11 protein-coding genes are annotated in these 20981 nt (G+C 56.3%); 4 read left to right on the top strand and 7 right to left on the bottom strand.

Features of this window, described 5'->3' with window-relative positions:
* Nucleotides 1-249 precede the first annotated feature (249 nt).
* The gene (locus tag ACTHYN_RS14235) at nucleotides 250-1986 is read right to left on the bottom strand and encodes an ABC transporter transmembrane domain-containing protein (RefSeq protein ID WP_441813095.1); all 1737 of its coding nucleotides are present in this window, start codon (nucleotides 1984-1986) and stop codon (nucleotides 250-252) included.
* A gap of 272 nt (nucleotides 1987-2258) precedes the next feature.
* On the opposite strand from ACTHYN_RS14235, the gene ACTHYN_RS14230 reads away from it, so the two are divergent.
* Nucleotides 2259-4064 (top strand): ABCB family ABC transporter ATP-binding protein/permease, encoded by a 1806-nt coding sequence (locus ACTHYN_RS14230; RefSeq protein WP_441813093.1) that lies wholly within the window; start codon nucleotides 2259-2261, stop codon nucleotides 4062-4064.
* Nucleotides 4065-4116: 52 nt separating this feature from the next.
* Here ACTHYN_RS14230 and recD read toward each other — a convergent pair whose 3' ends face one another.
* From recD to recC, 3 genes are read right to left on the bottom strand one after another with little or no spacing between them, the layout of a single operon-like run.
* Entirely contained in the window at nucleotides 4117-6432 is a 2316-nt protein-coding gene (gene recD, locus ACTHYN_RS14225; RefSeq protein WP_441813092.1) for an exodeoxyribonuclease V subunit alpha, read from the bottom strand.
* Entirely contained in the window at nucleotides 6429-10178 is a 3750-nt protein-coding gene (gene recB / locus ACTHYN_RS14220) for an exodeoxyribonuclease V subunit beta (RefSeq protein ID WP_441813091.1), read from the bottom strand. The genes recD and recB overlap by 4 nt, the downstream gene beginning before the upstream one ends.
* Complete coding sequence (gene recC / locus ACTHYN_RS14215) at nucleotides 10175-13768, bottom strand: exodeoxyribonuclease V subunit gamma (RefSeq protein ID WP_441813090.1); 3594 nt, start codon at nucleotides 13766-13768, stop codon at nucleotides 10175-10177. Before recC ends, recB begins: the two co-directional genes overlap by 4 nt.
* A gap of 205 nt (nucleotides 13769-13973) precedes the next feature.
* On the opposite strand from recC, the gene ACTHYN_RS14210 reads away from it, so the two are divergent.
* Nucleotides 13974-14141: a DUF4864 domain-containing protein gene (locus ACTHYN_RS14210; protein ID WP_441813089.1), complete on the top strand. Its 168-nt coding sequence runs from the start codon at nucleotides 13974-13976 to the stop codon at nucleotides 14139-14141.
* A 30-nt stretch (nucleotides 14142-14171) separates the two neighbouring features.
* On the opposite strand, the gene ACTHYN_RS14205 is transcribed toward ACTHYN_RS14210, so the two are convergent.
* Nucleotides 14172-14915, bottom strand: coding sequence for a substrate-binding periplasmic protein (locus ACTHYN_RS14205; RefSeq protein WP_441813088.1), 744 nt, complete (start codon nucleotides 14913-14915; stop codon nucleotides 14172-14174).
* A 166-nt stretch (nucleotides 14916-15081) separates the two neighbouring features.
* Here ACTHYN_RS14205 and ACTHYN_RS14200 point away from each other — a divergent pair, with 166 nt between their 5' ends.
* Nucleotides 15082-16776, top strand: coding sequence for a VRR-NUC domain-containing protein (locus ACTHYN_RS14200; protein WP_441813094.1), 1695 nt, complete (start codon nucleotides 15082-15084; stop codon nucleotides 16774-16776).
* Nucleotides 16773-19034: a helicase C-terminal domain-containing protein gene (locus tag ACTHYN_RS14195; protein ID WP_441813087.1), complete on the top strand. Its 2262-nt coding sequence runs from the start codon at nucleotides 16773-16775 to the stop codon at nucleotides 19032-19034. The genes ACTHYN_RS14200 and ACTHYN_RS14195 overlap by 4 nt, the downstream gene beginning before the upstream one ends.
* A 31-nt stretch (nucleotides 19035-19065) precedes the next feature.
* Here ACTHYN_RS14195 and ACTHYN_RS14190 read toward each other — a convergent pair whose 3' ends face one another.
* Nucleotides 19066-19437: a VOC family protein gene (locus ACTHYN_RS14190; RefSeq protein WP_441813086.1), complete on the bottom strand. Its 372-nt coding sequence runs from the start codon at nucleotides 19435-19437 to the stop codon at nucleotides 19066-19068.
* A gap of 57 nt (nucleotides 19438-19494) precedes the next feature.
* On the bottom strand, nucleotides 19495-20981 hold a 1487-nt coding region (locus ACTHYN_RS14185), incomplete at its 5' end, for a putative bifunctional diguanylate cyclase/phosphodiesterase (RefSeq protein ID WP_441813085.1).

Raw genomic sequence — 20981 nt, 5'->3', positions numbered from 1 at the left:
CGTTTGCCGTCTGCGTCCCACAGTTCTGAATTGGTTGCGTGGTCAGCAAATTGCTCATTGGGACTTGCCGCGCCTGCCGCAACATAGCGTTCTTTGAGTGCTTGCAATTCTTTGTTGCTCACTTTGCCATTCTCCCTGCGTCTTCCATTAAACGGTTTCACTAACAGTGCAACTCTTTATAACCAGTGTAGAGTGTCACAACCAGTGTAGGAAGTACTGGTGAATGACACAATCAAATCAAGCCGAATATTATGCCGGTGGCTCCCGGAACTGTAATGCCGCCAAGCGCCGGTATAGTGGGTTGGTTTGTATCAGCTCATCATGGGTACCCACCGCCAACAAGCGGCCTTGATCCAGAACGGCGATGCGATCGGCATCCCGCACAGTGGCCAGTCTGTGCGCAATCACCAGAGTGGTTCTGCCAGAGGTGAGCGCCGGCATGGCTTGTTGAATAAGACTCTCGCTCTCTGCATCCAGTGCACTGGTGGCCTCATCCAACAGCAAAATGGGCGCATCGGCTAGCAATGCCCGGGCAATAGCCAACCGCTGCTTCTGACCGCCTGAGAGCCCCAGCCCTGCATCTCCCAGGCGGGTGAGATAGCCATCAGGCAGTGTTGCGATGAACTCATGGGCATGGGCAATACGAGCGGCCTTTTCCACATCGACTTGGCTGGCGTTTGGCCGTGCGTAGCGAATGTTGTCTGCCACCGTGCCGTGGAATAACGCTGGGTTCTGGGGCACAAGCGAAAAGCAGCTGCGCAACGCTTCCAGGGATACGGTTGTGCTGTCTGTACCATCAATATGAATAGTACCGCTACCGGGTTGATAGAAATGCAGTAACAGATCAAACAGCGTGGATTTTCCGGCCCCGGAAGGACCCACCAATGCCAGGGTTTCCCCGGCCTGAACATGCAGGCAGATATCGGCCAGTGCCGGGTGGTCGCTGCGACCGGGATAGTGAAATGTGAGATTTTTGATACGAATATCCCCGCTAATGGCACGGGGGAATTCATTGGCCTCTTCCACAGATGGCCGGTCAAATGCCGGCTTTGTTTGTAATAACTCGAACAGCCTTGCAGCGGAACCGGCCGCACGTTGTAGCTCACCAATCACCTCACTGATGGCCCCCGCCGCTACGCCCACAAGCAGACTGTAAAACACAAACGCAGCCAGCTCCCCCGGTGTGATCCGCCCGTGGATCACATCCAGGCCGCCAATCCAGATCACAATGCCAACCGCACCCATAACCAACGAGATAGCCAGAGTGGTCAGCCAGGCCCGTTGCCTGATGCGCTCCCTGGCGATGTCGAAGGCTCGCTCCGACACATCCGAAAAGAACTGCCGATCATGGGTTTGGTGATTGAACGCCTGCAGGGTTTTGATTTGTGTGAGGTTCTCGCCCACGTAGCTGCCTACATCGGCCACCCTGTCCTGGCTCAGCCGTGACAACTGCCGCACCCGCCTGCCGAAAAACAGAATGGGCACGATCACCAGCGGAAAACCCAGCAGAATGATTCCCGCCAGCTTGGCGTTGGTGATGAACAGTAGTAAAAGCCCGCCCACCAGCATCAGTGCATTGCGCAAGGCAATGGAAACCGTGGAGCCGATCACCGATTGCAGCACCGTGGTGTCGGCGGTAAAGCGTGATTGAATTTCCAGTGCCCGGTTTTGCTCGAAAAATCCCGGGTGCAGATCAATCAGATGATTGAAGACCTGTTTGCGAATATCCGCCACCACCCGCTCGCCGATCCAGGACACCAGATAGAAGCGCGCGAAGGAGCCGAAAGCCAGTCCCAGCACAAGAATGAAAAATAACCCAACGGCCCGGGCCAGATCGTCGGGGGATTGGGTAGCCAAACCTTGATCCACCAGAATCCTCAACCCCTGCCCTAAGCCTAGAGTGATCCCTGCGGTAATAACCAGCGCGACAAGCGCACCTGCAACTGCTTTACGATAAGGGTTTATAAAGCCCACGACCAGTTCCAGGGCCTTGCGGTGATTGATGTTGATGGTGTGCCTCCTGAGGGCCTGCTGCTGTAAACTTGGCCGGCTATACGGTTATGCTTGAAGTAGAAGACTTATCATACAGTCAGACAAGAGCATGTGGGCAGGTTCCTACGGCCAGAACCGTCAAAAGCCAAGGATGGCTTTTGTCGAGCGTACAGGGAAGTATTTACAGCGTGTTCTGGCCGTAGGAACCTGCCCACATGCTCGTAATTCCGTATTAACCGATACCCCACCATAAAAAAGGAACCCGAGTGCGCGCCTACGCTGATAGTGATTACGCTGCCAACCACAAACCCAACTGGAAAGTGATCGCTGGGCTCTGGCCCTATTTAGCCGAGTTCCGCGGGCGGGTGATTTTGTCCGTTGCCTTTCTGATCCTGGCAAAGTTGGCCACGGTGGCAACCCCCATAGCGTTGAAATACGTTGTCGATTACCTGGATCAGGGCCGGGAAAGCGGCGAACTGCTGCTTTGGATACCGGTAGCCTTGGTAGTGGCCTATGGCGTGCTGCGATTCGGCAGCACGCTGTTCAGTGAGTTGCGGGATGCGGTGTTTGCACGGGTCGCCGAGCGCGCCATGCGGCGGGTGTCACTGCGGGTGTTCCGGCATCTTCATGATCGGGAACTGGCATTTCATCTGGATCGGAAAACCGGCGGGCTGGCCCGGGACATTGAACGGGGCACTACCGGCATCAGCTTTCTGCTGCGCTTCACCCTGTTCAACATTGTTCCCACTCTGTTGGAAATCGTAATGGTGGCCGGCATTTTACTGGTAGCGTTTAGCGTCAGCTATGTATTGGCCATTCTCATCGCCGTGGTGGTGTATATCGCGTTTTCCATTGTGGTTACCGAGTGGCGAACCAGGTTTGTGCGCGAAGCCAACGCCCGGGACAACCAGTCAAACTCCCGCGCAATCGACAGCCTGCTTAATTACGAAACCGTGAAGTACTTCAATAACGAAACCTTTGAAGCCAAGCTTTACGATCAGGACCTTGCCGGCTGGGAGCAGGCGCGCCTGAAGAATCGCTTGTCCCTGGCGGCACTCAACTCCGGCCAGGCCCTGATTATCGGCGCGGCGATGATTACCATCATGGTAATGGCCGTGCGGGAAGTGGCCAGTGGCGCGATTACTCTGGGTGATTTCACCATGGTAAACGCCTACCTGCTTCAGCTATTTATCCCTCTAAACGCTCTGGGTTTTGTGTACCGGGAAATCCGGCAATCTTTGGTGAATGTAGAGCGCCTGTTTGGTTTGCTAGGCGAAAGGCCAGCCATTGAAAGCGCGGATGGAGCACCAGCGCTGGTTGTGGATAAAGCTGAGGTTGGCTTTCACAACGTCCATTTTGCCTACCGTGCGGATCGCTTGATTCTGCAGGATGTAGATTTTTCCATACCGGCCGGGCACACACTGGCGGTTGTGGGTGCCAGTGGCGCGGGTAAATCTACCCTGGCCCGCTTGCTGTTCCGCTTCTTTGATGTAGATAAAGGTCACATCACTATTGATGGCCAGGATATTCGCGAGGTTGACCAGAACAGCCTGCGCGCAGCCATAGGCGTGGTGCCGCAAGACACGGTGCTGTTTAACGACACCCTGTACCGCAACCTGGCCTACGGCCGCCCAGAAGCCACAGAAGCCGAAGTGTACCACGCCGCGAAACAGGCGCGGCTAGATGGTTTTATTCGCAGCCTGCCAGAAGGTTACGACACCAAAGTAGGCGAGCGCGGTTTGAAGCTTTCCGGCGGTGAAAAGCAGCGTGTGGCTATTGCCCGCGTGTTGCTGAAAAATCCGCCGCTGTTGATTTTAGATGAAGCTACGTCGTCACTGGATTCTATTTCCGAGCAGGCTATTTTGGGGGCGCTCAACGAAGTCAGCAGCCACCGGACTACGTTGGTTATCGCGCACCGCTTATCTACCGTGCGTGATGCAGATTCTATTTTGGTGATGGATCATGGTCAGATTGTGGAGAGTGGCGGGCACAGTGAGTTGCTGGCTAAAAACGGTTACTACGCCAGGTTGTGGCTGCAGCAGCATAGTGATGATGTTTCTTTGAGTGACTGAGTTTTCCGGCTGAGGTGGGCGTTGTATTTGGGTGCAACGCACAACTCCGAGGTTAGCGGATGCCACGGCCAGCGAGAACCGAAGCCAACCCCGAAGCACGCACAACTCTCTGGCCCACACTCTCGCTGAACACACTGGCATCGCCGGTTATCAGGCTGAACCAGTTTTTAGCACGGGTGATGCCGGTGTATACCAATTCTCGCGTCAGCACCGGGCTTAGGCGATCCGGTAGCACCAGGCAGGTGTGATTGAATTCCGAGCCCTGGGACTTGTGCACCGTCATGGCGTATACGGTTTCCAGCTGCTGCAGCCGGCTGGGGGATATCCAGCGGATATCGCCGCTTCCGTCGCTGGCCGGGAAGGCTACGCGTAGCACGGATTCAGGGTTGCCGCCGGTCTGGGATTCGGAACCCCAGGGCAGGCTGAAGGTAATGCCTACATCGCCGTTCATCAAACCCAGATTGTAATCGTTGCCGGTAATCAGCACCGGGCGACCGGCATACCAGCCTTCGGCCCGTGGAATCAGCCGTTGCGCCAGCAAGTGTTGAGCAATCAACTCGTTCAAGCCTTCTACGCCCCAGGGGCCGCGCCTTAAGGCGCATAACACCTGAAAGTCGCTGAAGGCCTTCAAGACGGACCTCGCCAATTCGTCCCAGTGTTCAGTAGTGCTGTTACTGTTCAGGCCGTGATCCTGCATCAACGTTAAGTACTGGCGGTAACCTACCGGCGGCGGCAGAGGTTGATTGTTGCCATCTACTCGCCCTTCTCCACTATTGCAGAATGCTTCCGGGCTTCCGTTGATCACATGACCGCAGATCAGTGCTTGTGTGGCTTCCAAAGACGGCTTTTTGTTGTGGCCATTTAGCCAAATCACATCCTCAAATTCCGCATCACGGGCTTGTTTCAAGGTGCTGACATCCAAAGTATTGGTGTTGACCGCTTCCGCCAGATGCCGAATGCCACTGCCTTCGGCAAAGCGATAGCTCTTGCGCAGCATGGCCACGGCTTGATCCAGAGGCTGGCCCTCAGTGTCTTGCAGGCCTGACGGAATGTCGCTTCCGGTAATGGATTTCAGCCATTGCACGGTCTCTGGCTGATAATGCCCCTGTGTCGCGCGCTGGCACAATTCGCCCAGCACAGCGCCGGCGTCTACCGAGGCCAGTTGGTCTTTGTCGCCCAGCAGGATCAACTGGGCGTTGGCCGGTAGTGCATCGAATACCGAGGCCATCAGATCCAGGTCCACCATAGACGCTTCATCGATCACCAGAATATCCACCAGCAGCGGGTTGTCGCGGTTGTGGCGAAACATTCGGGTGTGCGGGCGGCTGCCCAGAAGCCGATGCAAAGTGGTTACTTTGGTGGGAATATCCCCAAGGCTCACTTGCCCGGGCAGTTGTGCAAGTGGCAGGCGGCTGACGGCTCCGCCAATGGATTCGTTTAATCGCGCGGCAGCTTTGCCTGTTGGGGCCGCCAGGCGTATGCGGTATTTGCGCCCGCTTCGCTCTGTGGATTCACCGGCGACCGACTGCAGGGCTGCCAGCAAATTCACCACGGTGGTGGTTTTTCCAGTGCCGGGACCGCCGGTAATAACCGCAAAACGATGACGTGCTGCAAGGGCGCAAGCGAGTTTCTGGTAGTCCACAAACGCTTCCACTGAACCCTGTGGTTTGAACAGGGTATTCAGTGCCTGGCTCAGGGTGTGGGCGGCAGCTGAAGCCGGGTCAGCCAAAGGAGAGGGTTGCGCCAAACGGCGTAGAATACCGGCAGCAATTTGTTGCTCGTACCGCCAGAAACGGCGCAGGTATAACCGGGTGCTGTTCAATACCAAAGGCGTAGTTGGTGAGCCATCACTTACCGCAAAAGCCGCTCCCAGAGACGATACACATTCCTGAATCGATATGCCGGCCAAGAGATCGCCCGGGCTGATTTGGTGTGTGTCAGGGGCAGGCAAAGTTGCAGGCACCCCGATTGAAGCTTCCTGGTTTGCTGTAGAACCGGTTCCGGTTGGCTCCTCCGGCGGCAACGACAAAGTGGTGTCCGCATCGGCCAGCAGGTTAGCCAGATCTACGCATACATGGCCCCGACCAACCTGGTGGGACGTCAATGCGGCGAGCAACAATACCAGGGGTTTGGGTGCCGCCCCCTGCTCTTCGGAAAGATCCTGAATCAATCGCGCAAAGCGCACGTCCAGTGGGCGAACCCAGCCGGCTTGCTGCCAGTTATCCAGCAGGTGTAAAACCGTGGTTGTGTCGGTCAGCGCAAGACTGGCGCTGTCGTTTCCGCCAGCCCCGGATGCCGGGGTTTCGGGATCTGGAGCGTCACCCAGGTCAAAGGCAAACTGGTTGTCGGTGTGCTGTTTTTTGCTCATGCTGCCACCTCCCCGGCCGCCTTGCCATCGAACATGGTATCCAGCTGTTCGATCATTGCTTTGGGTGGTTTGTCAGTAAACGCCCCGGCTCCCGGCGCATGTATACCCCGTAAAAAAAGATACACCGCTCCGCCCACGTGCTGGTCGTAGTCGTAATCCGGCAGCCGTGCTTTCAATAATCGGTGCAGGGCCAGCAAATAGAGCACGTATTGCAGGTCGTAGCGCCGCTCCAGAATGGCATCGCCCATGGCCTGATCTGTATAGGCGCTGTCGTTGTCGCCAAGATGGTTGGATTTGTAGTCCAGCACGTAATACTGCCCATTGTGTTCAAACACCAGGTCGATAAAGCCTTTCAGCATGCCGTTGAAACGGCCGCCATCCACTTGTGGTCGGTCGGCTCCGTTAAGAGTGTATTGGGTGACCAGTCTGTCCATGGCCCCTGTGCTTACGTTGCGGCTTTCAAACCAGAACTCCAATTCGGGGCGCAGCGTGCCCAGGCTGGCCAGGCTGATGCTTTCATTGCCACTGCGATTCAACGGTAACGGACGTTGGATCAGTGCCAGTATCCAGTGCTCCAACGTGTCTACCCAGTCGCTCCAGCCCCGTGTGCTACAGCGTTTTATAAGCTGTTCGCGCAGTGGCAATGGGTTATCCACAACCTGTTGCAAGCCCTGTTGCACGCACCACTCCAATAAATCATGCAGGAACGTACCCGGGCCTGCACCTTTGGGGAAAAGATGCTGGTTGTTGCGTTGGGCCAGAGCAAAAATCAGACTGCTTTCATCGCTGTTATGGGCACCCTCTTCCCGCAGGTTTTGGGTTTCTGCGTCTTCTGCTTCACTTTTAAACACAGCGCCTGTGCCGGCCAGGCCGGTATATTCCAGGGAAGAATAGCTGGCAATCCACCAGTCTTCCCGCGCCTCACGGGTTGAGATAAGCGCCGGCCCCAGAGTGGCGGGTGCCTCCTCTGTAAAATGCAGCTCGGCAGCGGCAGGTAGTGGTTCGGTAGACAGCTCTGGATGGCCGCTGGTGAGTTGGTTTAATGCATCACTGAGAGGTTTTTGCCTGGCGGATTCATCACCAAGCAGATAGCCCAGACCACTGAGGTGCCAGTTTTCGATTTCCGCCACGCCCACCCAGGTTGCGAAGCGGGAACGGGTCAGCGCTACGTAGAGTTTTCGGATATCCTCCCCTAGCCGCTCCTGATCCGCCCGGGCAACGTCTTCCGGTTTTGGATCAAATACGGTGATTAGTTCTGACCGGTCATCGTGATAGCGCACAAAGGATTGTTTGTCGCTCTGGGCGCGAAACGCCGTGCCAAAGGGTAAAAATACCAACGGGTATTCCAGACCTTTGGATTTGTGCACCGTGATCACCTTTACCAGCCCGGCATCGCTTTCCAGACGTAGGGTGCGATGCTCGTCTTCTTCGTCTGCCGCCCGTAAAATCTGGGTGAAATGGTGCACCAGAGCGTGTTCACCATCCAGTTGCAGGCTGTCCTGTTGTAGCAGCTCTGCAATGTGCAGTATGTCGGTCAGCCGGCGCTCGCCGTCCGGGCGCTGTAATAACCGGCCGGGCACCTCAAAATCCATTAAGAAGCTGCGCAGCATGGGCAGCACGCCCTGGCTATGCCACTGCTTCTGATAACCCGTAAAACGCTCGATTTCCCGCTCCAGGGCCAGTTCGTCGGTGAGCAACTGGTCAAGATAACGCCAGGGTAAGCCCAGCGTAGGCGTAGCCAGTGCTGCCCGTGCATAGGCCAGTTGTCGGGGCTCGGCGAAGGCTTTGAGCCAGCACAGTACCTCGCTTGCTTCCTGGGAGGTCAGTACCGAATCCCGGTCAGACAGGTACACGCTCTTGATGCGCCTTTGGCCAAGAGCCTCCCGCACTGCAGCCGCTTCGTTGCGATTATTCACCAAAATGGCGATGTCTTTGGGTTCTACCGGTTCTATATCAGCCGGGTCACTTTCCAGTGCAAAGCCCGCTAATTTTTGCTGGCCCAAGGTCAGCAGGCGGGTAATCTCGCTGGCACAGGTTTCCGCCATCTCGGTGGTTGCGCTGCCTTTAGCCAGGCTCTTACGGTTGCCGCTTTTATCCTCCTGATCGCTTTCCAGTGACCACAGAGTAAGGCTGGGCTGTATCTCGCCACACACTGACCACAGGCGTTTGGTACCGTTAGCTTCCACGCCCTGGAATGGCAGCGGCGAGTTGTCGCCTTTGCCGAACAGAAAAGCCCCTTTTGGGCTTTGCAGATCGCCGTATTCAAATACCCGGTTAACCGCGTTCACCATAGGCCTGGACGACCGGAAGTTGCGGCCCAGTGTCCAGGTGCGATCATGGGCGCCGGCGCGGGCATCCAGATAGGTGTATATATCCGCCCCACGGAAGCCGTAAATAGCTTGTTTAGGGTCGCCGATCATCAGTAAACAGGTATCGGGTTGGTTCTCCGAAACCCGGTAAATCCGGTTGAAGATACGGTACTGCACCGGGTCTGTGTCCTGAAATTCGTCGATCAGCGCTACCGGGAATTGGCGGCGGATGGTCGCGGCCAGTTGGTCGCCGCGGGGGCCATGAAGTGCATCGTCCAGCCGCGTGAGCAGATCGTCGAAACCCATTTCCGAACGCTTCTGCTTTTCCGCTTCCAGCCGTGCCGCAATCCAGTGGGTGGCGTGTTTCAGAATGTCGGTTTCGGCGCTGGGCAGGTTGTTCGCAAAGGCAATCAGCTCTTCGATGACATCAAAGGCCGGGTGATGGGGCACATCGCCATCGCCTTTCAGTTTGCTCGCCAGTATCTCCGGCGTCTGGTTCTGAAAGCCGGCTTTCTCCAGTCCTTCCGGGTAAAGGTCGTCAGAGGCAGCCCAGTCCGGCAGCTTGTCCCAGGCGGCAATCATTGGTTTCATGCTGCCGCCATGCAGGCGTTTGCTCTTGTTAAGCGCGATCAGCATGTCGGTTACTTCGGGTTTCCAGGCAGCCCAGGGGTGCGCTTTCAAAGCTTGAGCCTGTTCCCGGCGCTGCTGCAGTGTGGCCTCAATGGCCTGTTCCACATTGTCTGCGCCTACCTCGAACGCCTCCGCGTCGCCAATCAGATTGCGCACGGCTGCCCGCAGGTTGTCAGGGGTTTTCCAGTGCTCCACCACTTCGTCCATCAGCGCTGGCGATAGCGGATAGATAAACGTGCGCCAGTAATCCCGCACCACTTCGTCAAGCAGATCGCTCTGGTCGGTTTCCAGTGTCAGCTGGAACAGGCTGCCGCTGTCGAAGGCATGCTCTGTGAGCATGCGGTTACACCAGGCGTGAATGGTCGATACCGCGGCTTCGTCCATCCACTCGGCAGCGAGAAGCAGTTTTTTCCGACAGTCTGGCCAGGTTTCCGGATCCGGGTAATGGTCGTCTCGAAGTTGGTGAATCAAGGCCGTTTCGGCCGATGGCTCGGCGCTGTCAGCAGCCTCGGAAAACACCTCGGCAGCCTGGGTCAGCCTGGTGCGTATACGATCCCGCAGTTCCTTGGTGGCGGCATCGGTAAAGGTCACCACCAGCAGGTTCGGTGGTAGCATGCCGGCCGCCAGCGCACTGCCTTCAGGCTGGTCGTGGCCCAGTACCAAGCGCACGTAGAGGATGGCGATGGTAAAGGTTTTGCCGGTGCCGGCGCTGGCTTCAATCAGGCTGCTGCCGTTCAGGGGCAGTGTTAATGGGTCGAGATTGGGCTTTCCTTTGCTCCCGGTTAGTTGAGTGTTGCTGGCTGTCATAGAGTGCCCTCAATTTGCTGCGCGGCAGATTTGTCCTGTTCCGCTTCCCATAAAGGCACGTAGAGATCGTGCAATAACGCCTCAAATTCACCGCTTTCCAGTAACAATTCGGCACTTTCGAAGGCGCCTCGCAAGTAGCCTGTGTCCCGCTCCAGTGCCGTGTTATACGCCTGTTGGGCATCGCTGATGGCGCGTTCGTGATCACCGAGGAATTTTTTGCTCTGGTAAAAACTGTAAATCCAGGCGAACCCGGCCTCACAGTGTATGGGCAGAGCGCGGGTGCTGGCTTCTATCCAGCGGGCCATTATGGTATTCAGGTGTTTGGTGGCGGTTTCCTGTGCCAGCGGCAGAAAACGAACTTTCCGGCCTTCTTCCTTGCCCAGGATCAGCGTTTCAAAGGGATGCTCCGTAAGCTGCCCAGCCAGATGAATCACCCAGTCTCGCATCAAATTGGCGTAACGCAGCTTTTTACTCTTGCCGCTGCCAGTAAGCAGGCTGGAAGCGGCGATAACCAGCCGGCAGGTTTGCCCTTCGGAATTGCGTCGCAAACTGCCAATCAAATCCAGCACGTCCACAGAGCCTGTGCTGTTGGTCAGGCTGTGTTCAAATTGCACAGGTTCGTAGATGGCTTCGGGCCAGTCGGCCAGGGCGCTTTGATAGCGTTCAAATAGATCCGGCAGGCGGCCGGAGAGTTCGTTGCGCAGCCGGTGTTCTGTGACGCCCATGCCAAGGTCGCCGCGCCGGGCCATGCAATCCAGAGTGCTTTCCAGGCGTTCTTGCAGTTCTTCTTTGTCGTCGCTCTTCAGCAGTCCTTGTTCGATCAGTTCGCTATCCAGACGCCAACGGTCGAGGCCGTTCAGATCAAAGTTTTCGGTATCTGTGTCGTCCTCTTCCACATCCTCAAAACGCACCTGCAGGCGGCTTTGGTAAAACGTATCCACCGGCTTTTTCAGAAAACCTGCCAGATCGTTGAGGGTGATGGGGTCTTCTGGTTGCCGGAAGGGCAGTGCTTCCTGTTGATGCCGGGTTGCGCTGTTACTGTGGGCACGGCGCCATTCCTGCTCATAGGTGAACAGGTTGCGTTGGTGCAGCACGTCTGCAAGAGGCTTTGGCGGGCTGTCTTTGCGATGACTTTGCCCGTTGGCCTGGGGAAAATAATCGCGGCTGAATGGCTGTAGCGGGTGGCATGTGGTCAGGGCGGTCGTTACCGACACCTCTGGGTGCTGCTGTACCTGCCAGAGGCTGTTGAGATGATCCTGTAACTGGCCTACAAGCACCGACGGAGGCCTTGGCGAATCATCACGAATGCTTCGCCCTACCCAGCTTATATAAAGCTGTTCGCGAGCTGATAACATGGCTTCCAGAAACAGATAGCGGTCGTCTTCCCGGCGGGAACGGTCGCCGGGGCGGTAATCCTGAGCCATCAAATCGAAATCCACCGGCGGCCGGGAGCGCGGGTAGTCGCCATCGTTCATACCTAACAGGCACACACTCCTGAAGGGAATGGCGCGCATAGGCATCAGTGTGGCGAAGTTCACTTTGCCAGCCAGAAAACGCTGATTCAAACCGCCTTCATCCAGCCCTTGCAGTAATACATCTTTTACAATATTCAGTGGCAGGGCTTGTTCCTGCAACCCTGCTGCGAGGGTGTCGTCCAGCCACTGTTCCAGCTGTCGACGGAAGCGGTTTAGCAGTAACAGGTCGTGGTCTGCCACATTGTGGAAAAACTGCTCCAGCATGGCAGAGAACAGCTCCTCCCATTGCCGTGGCGTGCGGCTGGCCTGCAGTGCTTGCCACAGGGTTTCAAGGCGATACACAAACTCCCCAAGCCGCCCCGCCAAACTGGCTTGCAGACCACCAATTTCGCCATAGGGCTGAACCCCGGCCCAGGGATCGTCATCGCCCATACCGTAACCCAGCAACATGGAGCGCAGGCCCGATTGCCAGGTGTTGCGCTCAAGATCCGCCGGCAGATCCAGGCTTTCCCGATGGGCGCCGTGCAGGCCCCAGCGAATGTTAGCGCCTTCAACCCAGCGTCTGGCCAGGGGAATCTCCTCTTCGGCAATCTCGAAACAGTCGCGGATACCGGGCACTTCTAGAAGGCTGATGATTTCGCTCACGCCAAACCGGCTGCGGGGCAACGACATCAGGGTTTCCAGGGCAATCAGAACCGGCTCATGATTACGCTGGCCCTGATCAGAAATAGTGAAGGGAATGTGGCGCTTTCGCCCCGCTGAATAGCGGCCAAACACCGCCTGAATATGGGGTGCGTACACGTTGATATCCGGCACCATCACCATCACATCCCGGGGCCGCAGTGTCGAATCGGCGTTGAAGGCAGCCAGCAGTTGGTCGTGCAAAATCTCTACTTCCCGTTGTGGGCTGTGGGCATCGTGGAAGGCGACAGAACGGTCCTGATTCGGGTTCAGCACCCGCTGCTCGTTGCGAATGTCCTGTAACGGGGTGAGGTTGTAGATGTCGTTCTGCAACTGGTGCAACAGGCAAGGTGTTTGCCCTGTGCCATGCTCCGAGAAGATGTCAATTTTCTGATCCGGCATCTGAAATCTGTCACGGTACTCTTCCGGGTTGTCAAACTCATCCAGCAGGCGTATGTAATCCCGACCCTGCTTGCCCCAGGCAGCCAGCAGAGGGTTAGCGTGTTGGTGCAGCTGGTCCGCATCTTCAATCTGCGACAGCGTGGGATGACTGGCACCGCGCTTGCGCTCGGCTTTCAGCAGTTCCCGGTCGCTGACTATATCCGCCCAATAGAATTGCGACGGGTTGTGAACACACAGCACCACCTGGCTGAAGCGACTAAGTACGTAAAGCGCCTCCAGCGCCTGGCGGGGTAGCGATGACACGCCGAATACCACAATGCGCTCGGGCAAACGGCCCGGGTTGGCAGGGTGGGTTATGTGCTGGCCTTCCGTCATAAACCGGGTATGAATCTGCGAGCGGCTGGTGTTGGCTTCAGGGCCTGTATCTTCTACCAGTTTGCGCCACAGCATAGGTTGCCAGCGAGTGTCTTCCTCAACCGGCTTTTCTTCACCGCGGGCGGTGATCACCACATCGCGGCCCCGCTCCCAGGCCGCCAGCCAGTCGGCGCGGAATACCTGATACTGGTCGTACAGATCCGCTACTTTTTCGGCCAGCTGGAACGCCCGTAAATCCGTGTCTGTGCCCTCCAGAAAACGCGCCAGCGGGCTGAACACCTCGTCTGTATGCACGAGTTCCGGTAACAACCTATAAAGCCGCCACACCAGCCGGCGCTTATCGAAAGGGGATTGCTCCGGCACTTCACCATCTGGCAAAACAGCCCGGTAGGCCTGCCAGATAAATCGTGCCGGGAATAAAAAATCCATACCGGCCGCAATGCCCAAGCCGCCTTCGCTGCCATCTTCCGAGCGCTTCTCCGCCAGCGCCAGCTTCAACCATTGAGCAATGCCGTTGCTCTGCACCAGAAAGGTTTCGCTCTGCAGCGGCGGCAACGGATTTTGCTGACAGATGAACACTACTGCCCGGCGCAGGTCTTCCAGGTGATTGGCGTGCACGGCGTGGAAACCGGGGGTAATGGCGGTGGTTTGGGGCATGGTGTTCCTTATTGGGTGCCAGACATGAACCGGGCCAGACATGAATGGGAATAGTATCTTTGGGAAGTCTGAAGAATCGCGACTTTCGTAACGGTTAAAACGTGTGCAATATCAGGTGCTGCGCTGCCTGCCTACGCCGACAACAACCAGGCAGCTGACATTCAGCATACCATTCTCAGCCAGATCGAAGCGTTTGCCAACAACGATGGCAAGCAGGCCTGGGCCGCTGCCCCACGGCAGCTTCCAGATTCAGGTGGTAAAACTCAAGGGGCCGCAGGACGAGTGCTGGAAGGTGTATTACCGGATGGTGAGAGCTGAGGATGCCTGGAAAATCGCCGGCGTACGCATGCAGCCGGGGGAGACCGGGATCTGAACGACCCGGTCCCGCGGCGGAGGCAGGGGTTTAGAAGCCGTAGGCCTGGGAAATGGCCTCTTTTTCGCCAGACGCCACCAGCTTGCGGTAGCCTTCATGCAGGGCCTGCAGGATTTTCGGGTCGGTGTCCTTGTTAACGGCGAGGAACATTGGGGTTTCGCGGAACACCAGCGCGTGCTTTAGGTTGGTAACGTCGGCGGCATCGGCGGCCATGTAAGGTCCAGCCAGGCCATCGGCCACCCACAAGCTGATCTGATCTTCCACGAGGCGGCGGGCGTTCAGCCCGTTTTTAGTGATGGCCTGAACATCAAAGCCCTGTTCAGCCAGATAGGTTGTCATAATGTCGCCATTGTAGCCCCCTATGCGGTACTGGCGAGCATCTTCCAGAGTTTTCAGTTCAATAGTGGAGCCGGGTTTGGCAAACAGCGTCCATTTGATGGATGCCAGAGGCCCGACCCAGTTGAAGGAAGGTTCGCGGTCCGCGGTTTTGGAGACACAGTAGATAGCATGGTTGGTATGTTTGCTGGCCCGGTTCAGGCCATAACTGAGATCTCGCAGTTTGATGTTGTAGTCCAGGTTGGTATTCGCCAGAAGTGCTTTCAACGTATCCGTGCACACCCCGCTAATGTCTTCTGTCGCATGGGCAAATGGCTGACCGTTTGAGGTCATATTGTAAGGCGGGTATTGTTCGGTATAAATTCGTAGCTCTTCCGTGGCTGTGGCACAGCCTGTCATCAGTAACAGACTGAGTATCAAACCGATTTTTCTTCCCATGAGCAAACTCCAGCTATTGGTTTCAGGGTTTCTGAAAGCGCCGGAGAGTAGCAACTGAGCCTGTGGGCAGGCTGTGCGTACAAACCATTACATCTCTGTAATAAACGGGCCGAAAGGATCAAGGTAGCGTATGCCTGTGTTCAGTACCAAGACGTTTTGATCCATGATGAGTAAACACCCCCGGCCCACTTCTGCGGATCTTCAAAACCCTCTGTATTACCTGCAAAATATGGAAACGGTGGTGGCCTGGGTTGCGAATCACCACTTTGATCTTCTGCTTGAGCAGGAGACGGCTTGTCTGCAGGGCTTTTTTGAATTGCCTCGCCCCGCGCGTGCCCTGCTGACCCGAATGGTGATGCGCAGCGGTGATGTGTTCCGTGCTGACAAGCTGAAGTATCCGGAGCTGGGAGGCCCGGAAACCGAAGCGCTGGATGATCTGGTTGCCGGTGACTGGCTGGATGCCGACCCACTACTGAGCCTGGATGACCTCTTTCGCTTATTCACTTTGGCCGAACTGCGGCCGGTTTTTGTACCTGTAGTGGTGGAGGCGGGATTCGCTAAAAACCTGCCTAAGGCGGGAATGCGAGTGGTCTTACAGGACATATTCATGGATGCCCGCACACCGGATAACTGGCTGAGTAACCATGCAAAACCCGTGGTACGTGTTAACCAGACGGGGCTATTCGACCGTATTCGCCTGATGTTTTTCGGCAATCTGCGCCAAAGTTGGTCGGATTTTGTACTGGTGGAGCTGGGCCACCACCGCTACGAGACCGTGGAATTTTCCCCTGAGGCACGAGCGTTCTCGCGGCGCGGTGAGGTGGATATCTATTTGAACATGCATCATTGCCGCGAGAGTCTGGATGCTGGCGTGCCGGCCAAAGACGTTTGGGAACAGGTGCCGGATGCCTTGGATAACCCCTGGCTGACCAGCCGCCGCGACCGCCTGTTGCTGGAACTGGGTCGGCAGGCGGAACGCCAGGGTGAGCGAGAGCTGGCATTGGAAATACTCACCGCCAGTAGCCACCGGGAGGCCAGGTTAAAGCGGTTGCGGCTACTGGAGCGGATGAAGCGCTTTGATGAAGCCTGGGCATTAGCTACACGCTGGCAGGGCACCGAATTGAGCGATGCGGAAGCCCAGGGCCTGGCGCGCATTCTGAAGCGGCTGGCAGCAAAAGTGGGTGCGCCAGTTTCGCCTGCACCCCAGAACCCGGAGATCCGCGAGTTCACGCTCACTCTGCCGCAAACCGCCGGTTCTGTTGAAGGCGTGGTTGAAAACTACCTCTCAACCCCGCAAGCCCCCGTATTCTACGTTGAGAACACGCTGATCAACGGATTGTTCGGTCTGCTGTGTTGGCACACGATTTTCAAGGCCATACCCGGCGCCTTCTTTCACCCATTCCATACCGGGCCAGCGGATCTGATGCGGGAGAATTTTGTAAGCCGTCGGCAGGCTGATTTTGACCGGTGTTTTGCAGCTCTGAAAGATGGTCGTTATCGTCAAAAGATACTGGATACCTACGCTGCCAAACAGGGCATCACCAACCCGTTTGTGACCTGGCCAGCGTTGAGCGACACGCTATTAATACTGGCGCTGGAGTGCATTCCCGCTTGCGACCTACAGATTCTCTTTGAGCGGATTTTACTAAATATTCGCGAACATCGCAGTGGTTTCCCCGATCTTATCCGCTTCTACCCGGAGAAACCTAACAACACGCCTCGTTACGAGATGATCGAAGTAAAGGGTCCGGGCGACCGGCTGCAGGATCACCAAATCCGTTGGTTGCACTTTTTTGCGCGCCAGGGCATTGCTGCCAGCGCGTGTTATGTACGCTGGCAAAATAGTGAAACGACATCGTGAGGGTTGCCGTGAGAACCCTCTGTGAGTTCGCCGCCCGGGAAGGCGATCTGGACTTTCGTTACACGCCCGCACCCAGTGCCGAAGAGGGCATTGCCGGCCACCAAGCCATTCAGGAAAAACGCGGATACGGCTATAAAAGCGAGTATTCACTTACCGGCGAATGTAAGGGGTTGGAACTGTATGGCCGTGCCGATGTGTATAACCCACATTCCGGCTTGCTGGAAGAGATCAAAACCCACCGGGGCGATGTGTCCCGTATCCGGCCCCACCAGCGAGCGATGCATCGTGCCCAGCTACGGGCATACGGCGCCCTGCTCTGCCGTCAGGAAAAGCGCAACACCCTGAAGCTGGCATTGGTATATTTCGATGTCGGCAAAAAGCGCGAAACTTCGATTGCTGAAACCGCCCGCGCGGACGAACTATGGCAGGAACTTGAAGCCCTGTGTGAGCGTTACCGGCTTTGGGCGGAGCAGGAAGCCCACCACCGGGAACAGCGAGACCTTCGACTTGCCGGCCTGCGTTTTCCATTTGCCCGGTTCCGTCCCCGTCAGCGTCAGCTTGCTGAAACCGTGTACAAAAACACCATCAAAGGCGGCAGTTTGCTGCTGGAGGCACCCACGGGCCTGGGCAAAACCCTGGGTACCTTGTTCCCTGCGTTGATGGCCATGCCCGCCGCTGGGCACGACCGGCTGGCTTACCTCACCTGTCGCAATACTGCGCGCCAATTGGCGGTGGATGCGGTGGAACGTCTGCGAGCCGCCCAGGAAGCGCCCGGTATCTGGCCCCTGCGCACGTTGGAACTGGTGGCCAAAACGGATGCCTGTGAACACCCGGACAAAGCCTGCCATGGTGACTCTTGCCCACTGGCCAAAGGGTTTTTTGATCGCCTGCCGGATGCCCGGTCCGAAGCCGTCCAGGCCGGCACTACGCTCATTCAGGAAATGCTGGCGAAGATTGCCGCCGGCCACAACATCTGCCCCTATTTTCTGGCTCAGGAGATGGCGCGCTGGTGTGATTTGGTCATTGGCGATGTGAACCGAATGTTTGATCAGACTGCCCTGCTCCATGGTCTTACCCGGCAAAACAACTGGAAAACATCGGTGCTGATAGACGAAGCCCATAACCTGGTAGATCGCGGCCGTGGAATGTATTCGGTACAGCTGGATCAGCAACGGCTGTTAAAAATCCGTAAAACCGCGCCCAGGGTGTTAAAGCCGCATCTGGATCGAACCGCCCGCGCCTGGCAAGGCATTATCAGTGATCACCCGGATGCCGGCACCGCCCCGGTGTTTCTGGACAGCCTGCCTGCCGTGCTCACCGGCAGCTTGCAAGGCCTGGTATCGGGGCTTACGGATTATCTGGTAGACAACCCGCCGGACCTGGCGTTGCAGGAAGTGTTGTTTGAATCGGTTGCTTTCATGAAGCTGGCGGAGACATTCGGCGCTCACTCCCTGTGCGAGTTTCGCCGCGAAGGCCGGGGCCATGCCAGTGTGACCATTCAGAATCTGGTGCCGGCGGATTTTCTGCGGGACAGGTTTCAGGCGGCCGCTTCGGTACTGTTGTTCTCTGCCACCCTCAGTCCCGGCATCTATTACCGCGATCTGCTGGGCTTGCCGGAGGACAGCCGCTTTACCTCTTTGCCCAGCCCATTCAGCGCTGATCAATTACAGGTGAACTTCACTCCCGAAATCAGCACTCGCCAGGCACATCGTGAAGCCTCTGCGCAGCCCATTGCCGAGCTGATTGCCCGGCAGTATATGGAGCGCCCAGGGCACTATCTGGCGTTTTTCAGCAGCTTCAAATATCTCATTGAGGTGAGCGAAGCACTTGCCAAAAATGCCCCGAACGTGCCCCAACGATCCCAGTATTCCGGAATGAGCCCGCAGCAACGCAGGGAATTTCTGGCGGGGTTTCAGGAGGAATCTGGCAGTGTGGCGTTTGCGGTTCTGGGAGGCGTGTTCAGTGAGGGCATTGACCTGCCGGGGGATCAATTGATCGGCGCTTTTGTGGCGACCTTAGGCTTACCGCCGTTTGACGCCTGGCACGAGATTCTCAAATACAGGCTGCAGCAGCGCTTTGGTGCCGGCTATGAGTATACGTATCGGGTTCCGGGCTTACAGAAAGTGGCTCAGGCCGCGGGAAGAGTGATACGCACGCCAGAAGATCAGGGGGTAATCTGGTTGATAGACGACCGCTTTTTGCAGCCGGTCAATCTGTCCTTGTTGCCGGACTGGTGGTTTGGCACCGGGGGTCGGTGAATAACGCGACCCCCGCTCCCGTCAGCCACAATTAGCCGAAGTGATAAAACGCCATTTTGTTGCCGTCCTGATCTCTCAGGTAAGCGCCGTAAAACTGATCTTCAATGCGTTGTCCTGGCTCACCGTCACTGGTGGCTCCCAACTCAATGGCTTTCTGATAGTAGGAATCAACAGCTTCTTTAGAGCCAGGCCAGAAGGCCAGCATGTTGCCGTTACCCGGATGGTTTGGCTGCTCATCGAACGGTGTGCACACGGCCAGCGAGGGCCCCTTCATGCTCTCGCCAATAAACGCAATCCGGCCCATATCCAGCAGCAGCTTTGCGCCCATGCCGCTTAAAAGCTCCGTGTAGAACGTCTTGGCTTTTTCCATATCACTGACACCGATGGTGACGTATCCGATCATGTTTTATTCTCCTACATTGCCCTCATACAGGGCGGTTGGTTCTTGGTTTTAAGTTAATTATCTGGTTTCCCACCGAAAATCAGCGGCCCAGCGCAGAGCTTCCGATAATGGCAGAGGCTTGCTGTAGAAAAAACCTTGGCCCAGGTCACAACCTAGCTCTATCAGTTTGCTTTCAACGTCTGCACTTTCAATGCCTTCGGCCACAAGTCGCCGCTCAAAACTCTTTGAGAGGCTAACTATGGCGCTAACAATCATGCTGTCATCAGTATCGTTCAACATATCCATTACGAACGAGCGGTCTATTTTGATCTCTTGGGCCGGTAACCGACGCAAATAATCCAGTGACGAATAGCCGGTACCAAAATCATCCAGTGATACGTCTACACCAAGTTTCTGACATGTTTTAAGGTTTTTCAGAACAGTGTCTGTATCATCCATCGCGGTGGTTTCCAGGATTTCCAGAATAAGGTGGCTTCGCAGCTCTTTTGGGCAGTTGCGCACCGCATCGGATAAATCTTCGCTGAATTGTTGGCTCAGGAAGTGCGATGGGCTGAGGTTTATACTCAACGTATACGGCAAATCCTGCTGTGCAAACTCCATTAGCCGCTTTACCGCTTCACTAATCGCAAAATTTCCCAGGGTGCGGGCGTACTCTGTGTATTCAATGTGGTCTAGAAAGTGACTGGGCCCGAGAACGCCCTCTTCCGGATGGTTCCAGCGAACCAGCGCTTCAAACCCATTGACTGAGCGGTTACGAAAACAGATTTTTGGCTGATAGTACAACTCCAGTTGATTCTGGCGCAGGGCTCCACCGATTTGTTCCAGCACTCGCACGCGTTCTTTGCGGGATGAGTGAGATTCAAGGTCAAATATTTTGAAGCGGTTCTTGCCGGTTTCCTTGGCGGTAGACATGGCCTGACCCGCATGGCGAAGCAGTAAGTCAGTTCCAGCGTTATCGTCGGGGTATACTGTGACACCCATGCTTCCCGAAACCTGAAGTAGGTGGTGCCGAAAACTGACGGGCTGTCGGATGGCATCCAGAAGACGGGCGTAAACTCGGTCGTCGTCGACATCCCGCAGAATGGCCACAAACTCATCACCGCCAAGGCGGGCCACTATGTCGTGGCAATGCACGGCGGCCTTAAGTTTGGCGGCTACGGATTTGAGCATTGCATCGCCCACCGTATGGCCGTGGCTGTCATTGATGGTTTTGAAACCGTCCAGATCAATAAAACACACCGAGATCGAGCCATTCCTCTGGTTGGCCTCGTACAATTCTTTTTCGAACAGTTCGGTGAGTCGACGGCGGTTGGGCAGGCCGGTCAGAACGTCGTAATTGGTTGCTAGCTCGAGATCTTTTTTGTGGGTTCTTCTTTCTTCGTACAGACGCTTACGCTCTATCAGCATACCCAGAGTTTGTGACAGTGGAGTCAGTTCGTCAGCCAGCTTTTGAGTATAGCCTTCGGCACGATTCGCTAAACCGATTAACCCTAGCCCGGATTTCTCATGAAGGGATAAAAAGAAGCGGCTAAAAGTGCTATGAT

Origin of the sequence: Marinobacter sp., from assembly GCF_052091845.1 — a bacterium.
Classification (GTDB): Bacteria; Pseudomonadota; Gammaproteobacteria; order Pseudomonadales; family Oleiphilaceae; genus Marinobacter.
Note: the sequence above shows the minus strand (reverse complement) of the source record. Positions and strands in the feature narration are given on the sequence as shown.

Bases quoted from the DNA above. Each gene is read 5' to 3' on its own strand.
- recD (WP_441813092.1), bottom strand. From the start codon at position 6,432: ATGAGCAAAAAACAGCACACCGACAACCAGTTTGCCTTTGACCTGGGT.
- recB (WP_441813091.1), bottom strand. From the start codon at position 10,178: ATGACAGCCAGCAACACTCAACTAACCGGGAGCAAAGGAAAGCCCAAT.
- recC (WP_441813090.1), bottom strand. From the start codon at position 13,768: ATGCCCCAAACCACCGCCATTACCCCCGGTTTCCACGCCGTGCACGCC.
- ACTHYN_RS14210 (WP_441813089.1), top strand. From the start codon at position 13,974: ATGGCAAGCAGGCCTGGGCCGCTGCCCCACGGCAGCTTCCAGATTCAG.
- ACTHYN_RS14205 (WP_441813088.1), bottom strand. From the start codon at position 14,915: ATGGGAAGAAAAATCGGTTTGATACTCAGTCTGTTACTGATGACAGGC.
- ACTHYN_RS14200 (WP_441813094.1), top strand. From the start codon at position 15,082: ATGAGTAAACACCCCCGGCCCACTTCTGCGGATCTTCAAAACCCTCTG.
- ACTHYN_RS14190 (WP_441813086.1), bottom strand. From the start codon at position 19,437: ATGATCGGATACGTCACCATCGGTGTCAGTGATATGGAAAAAGCCAAG.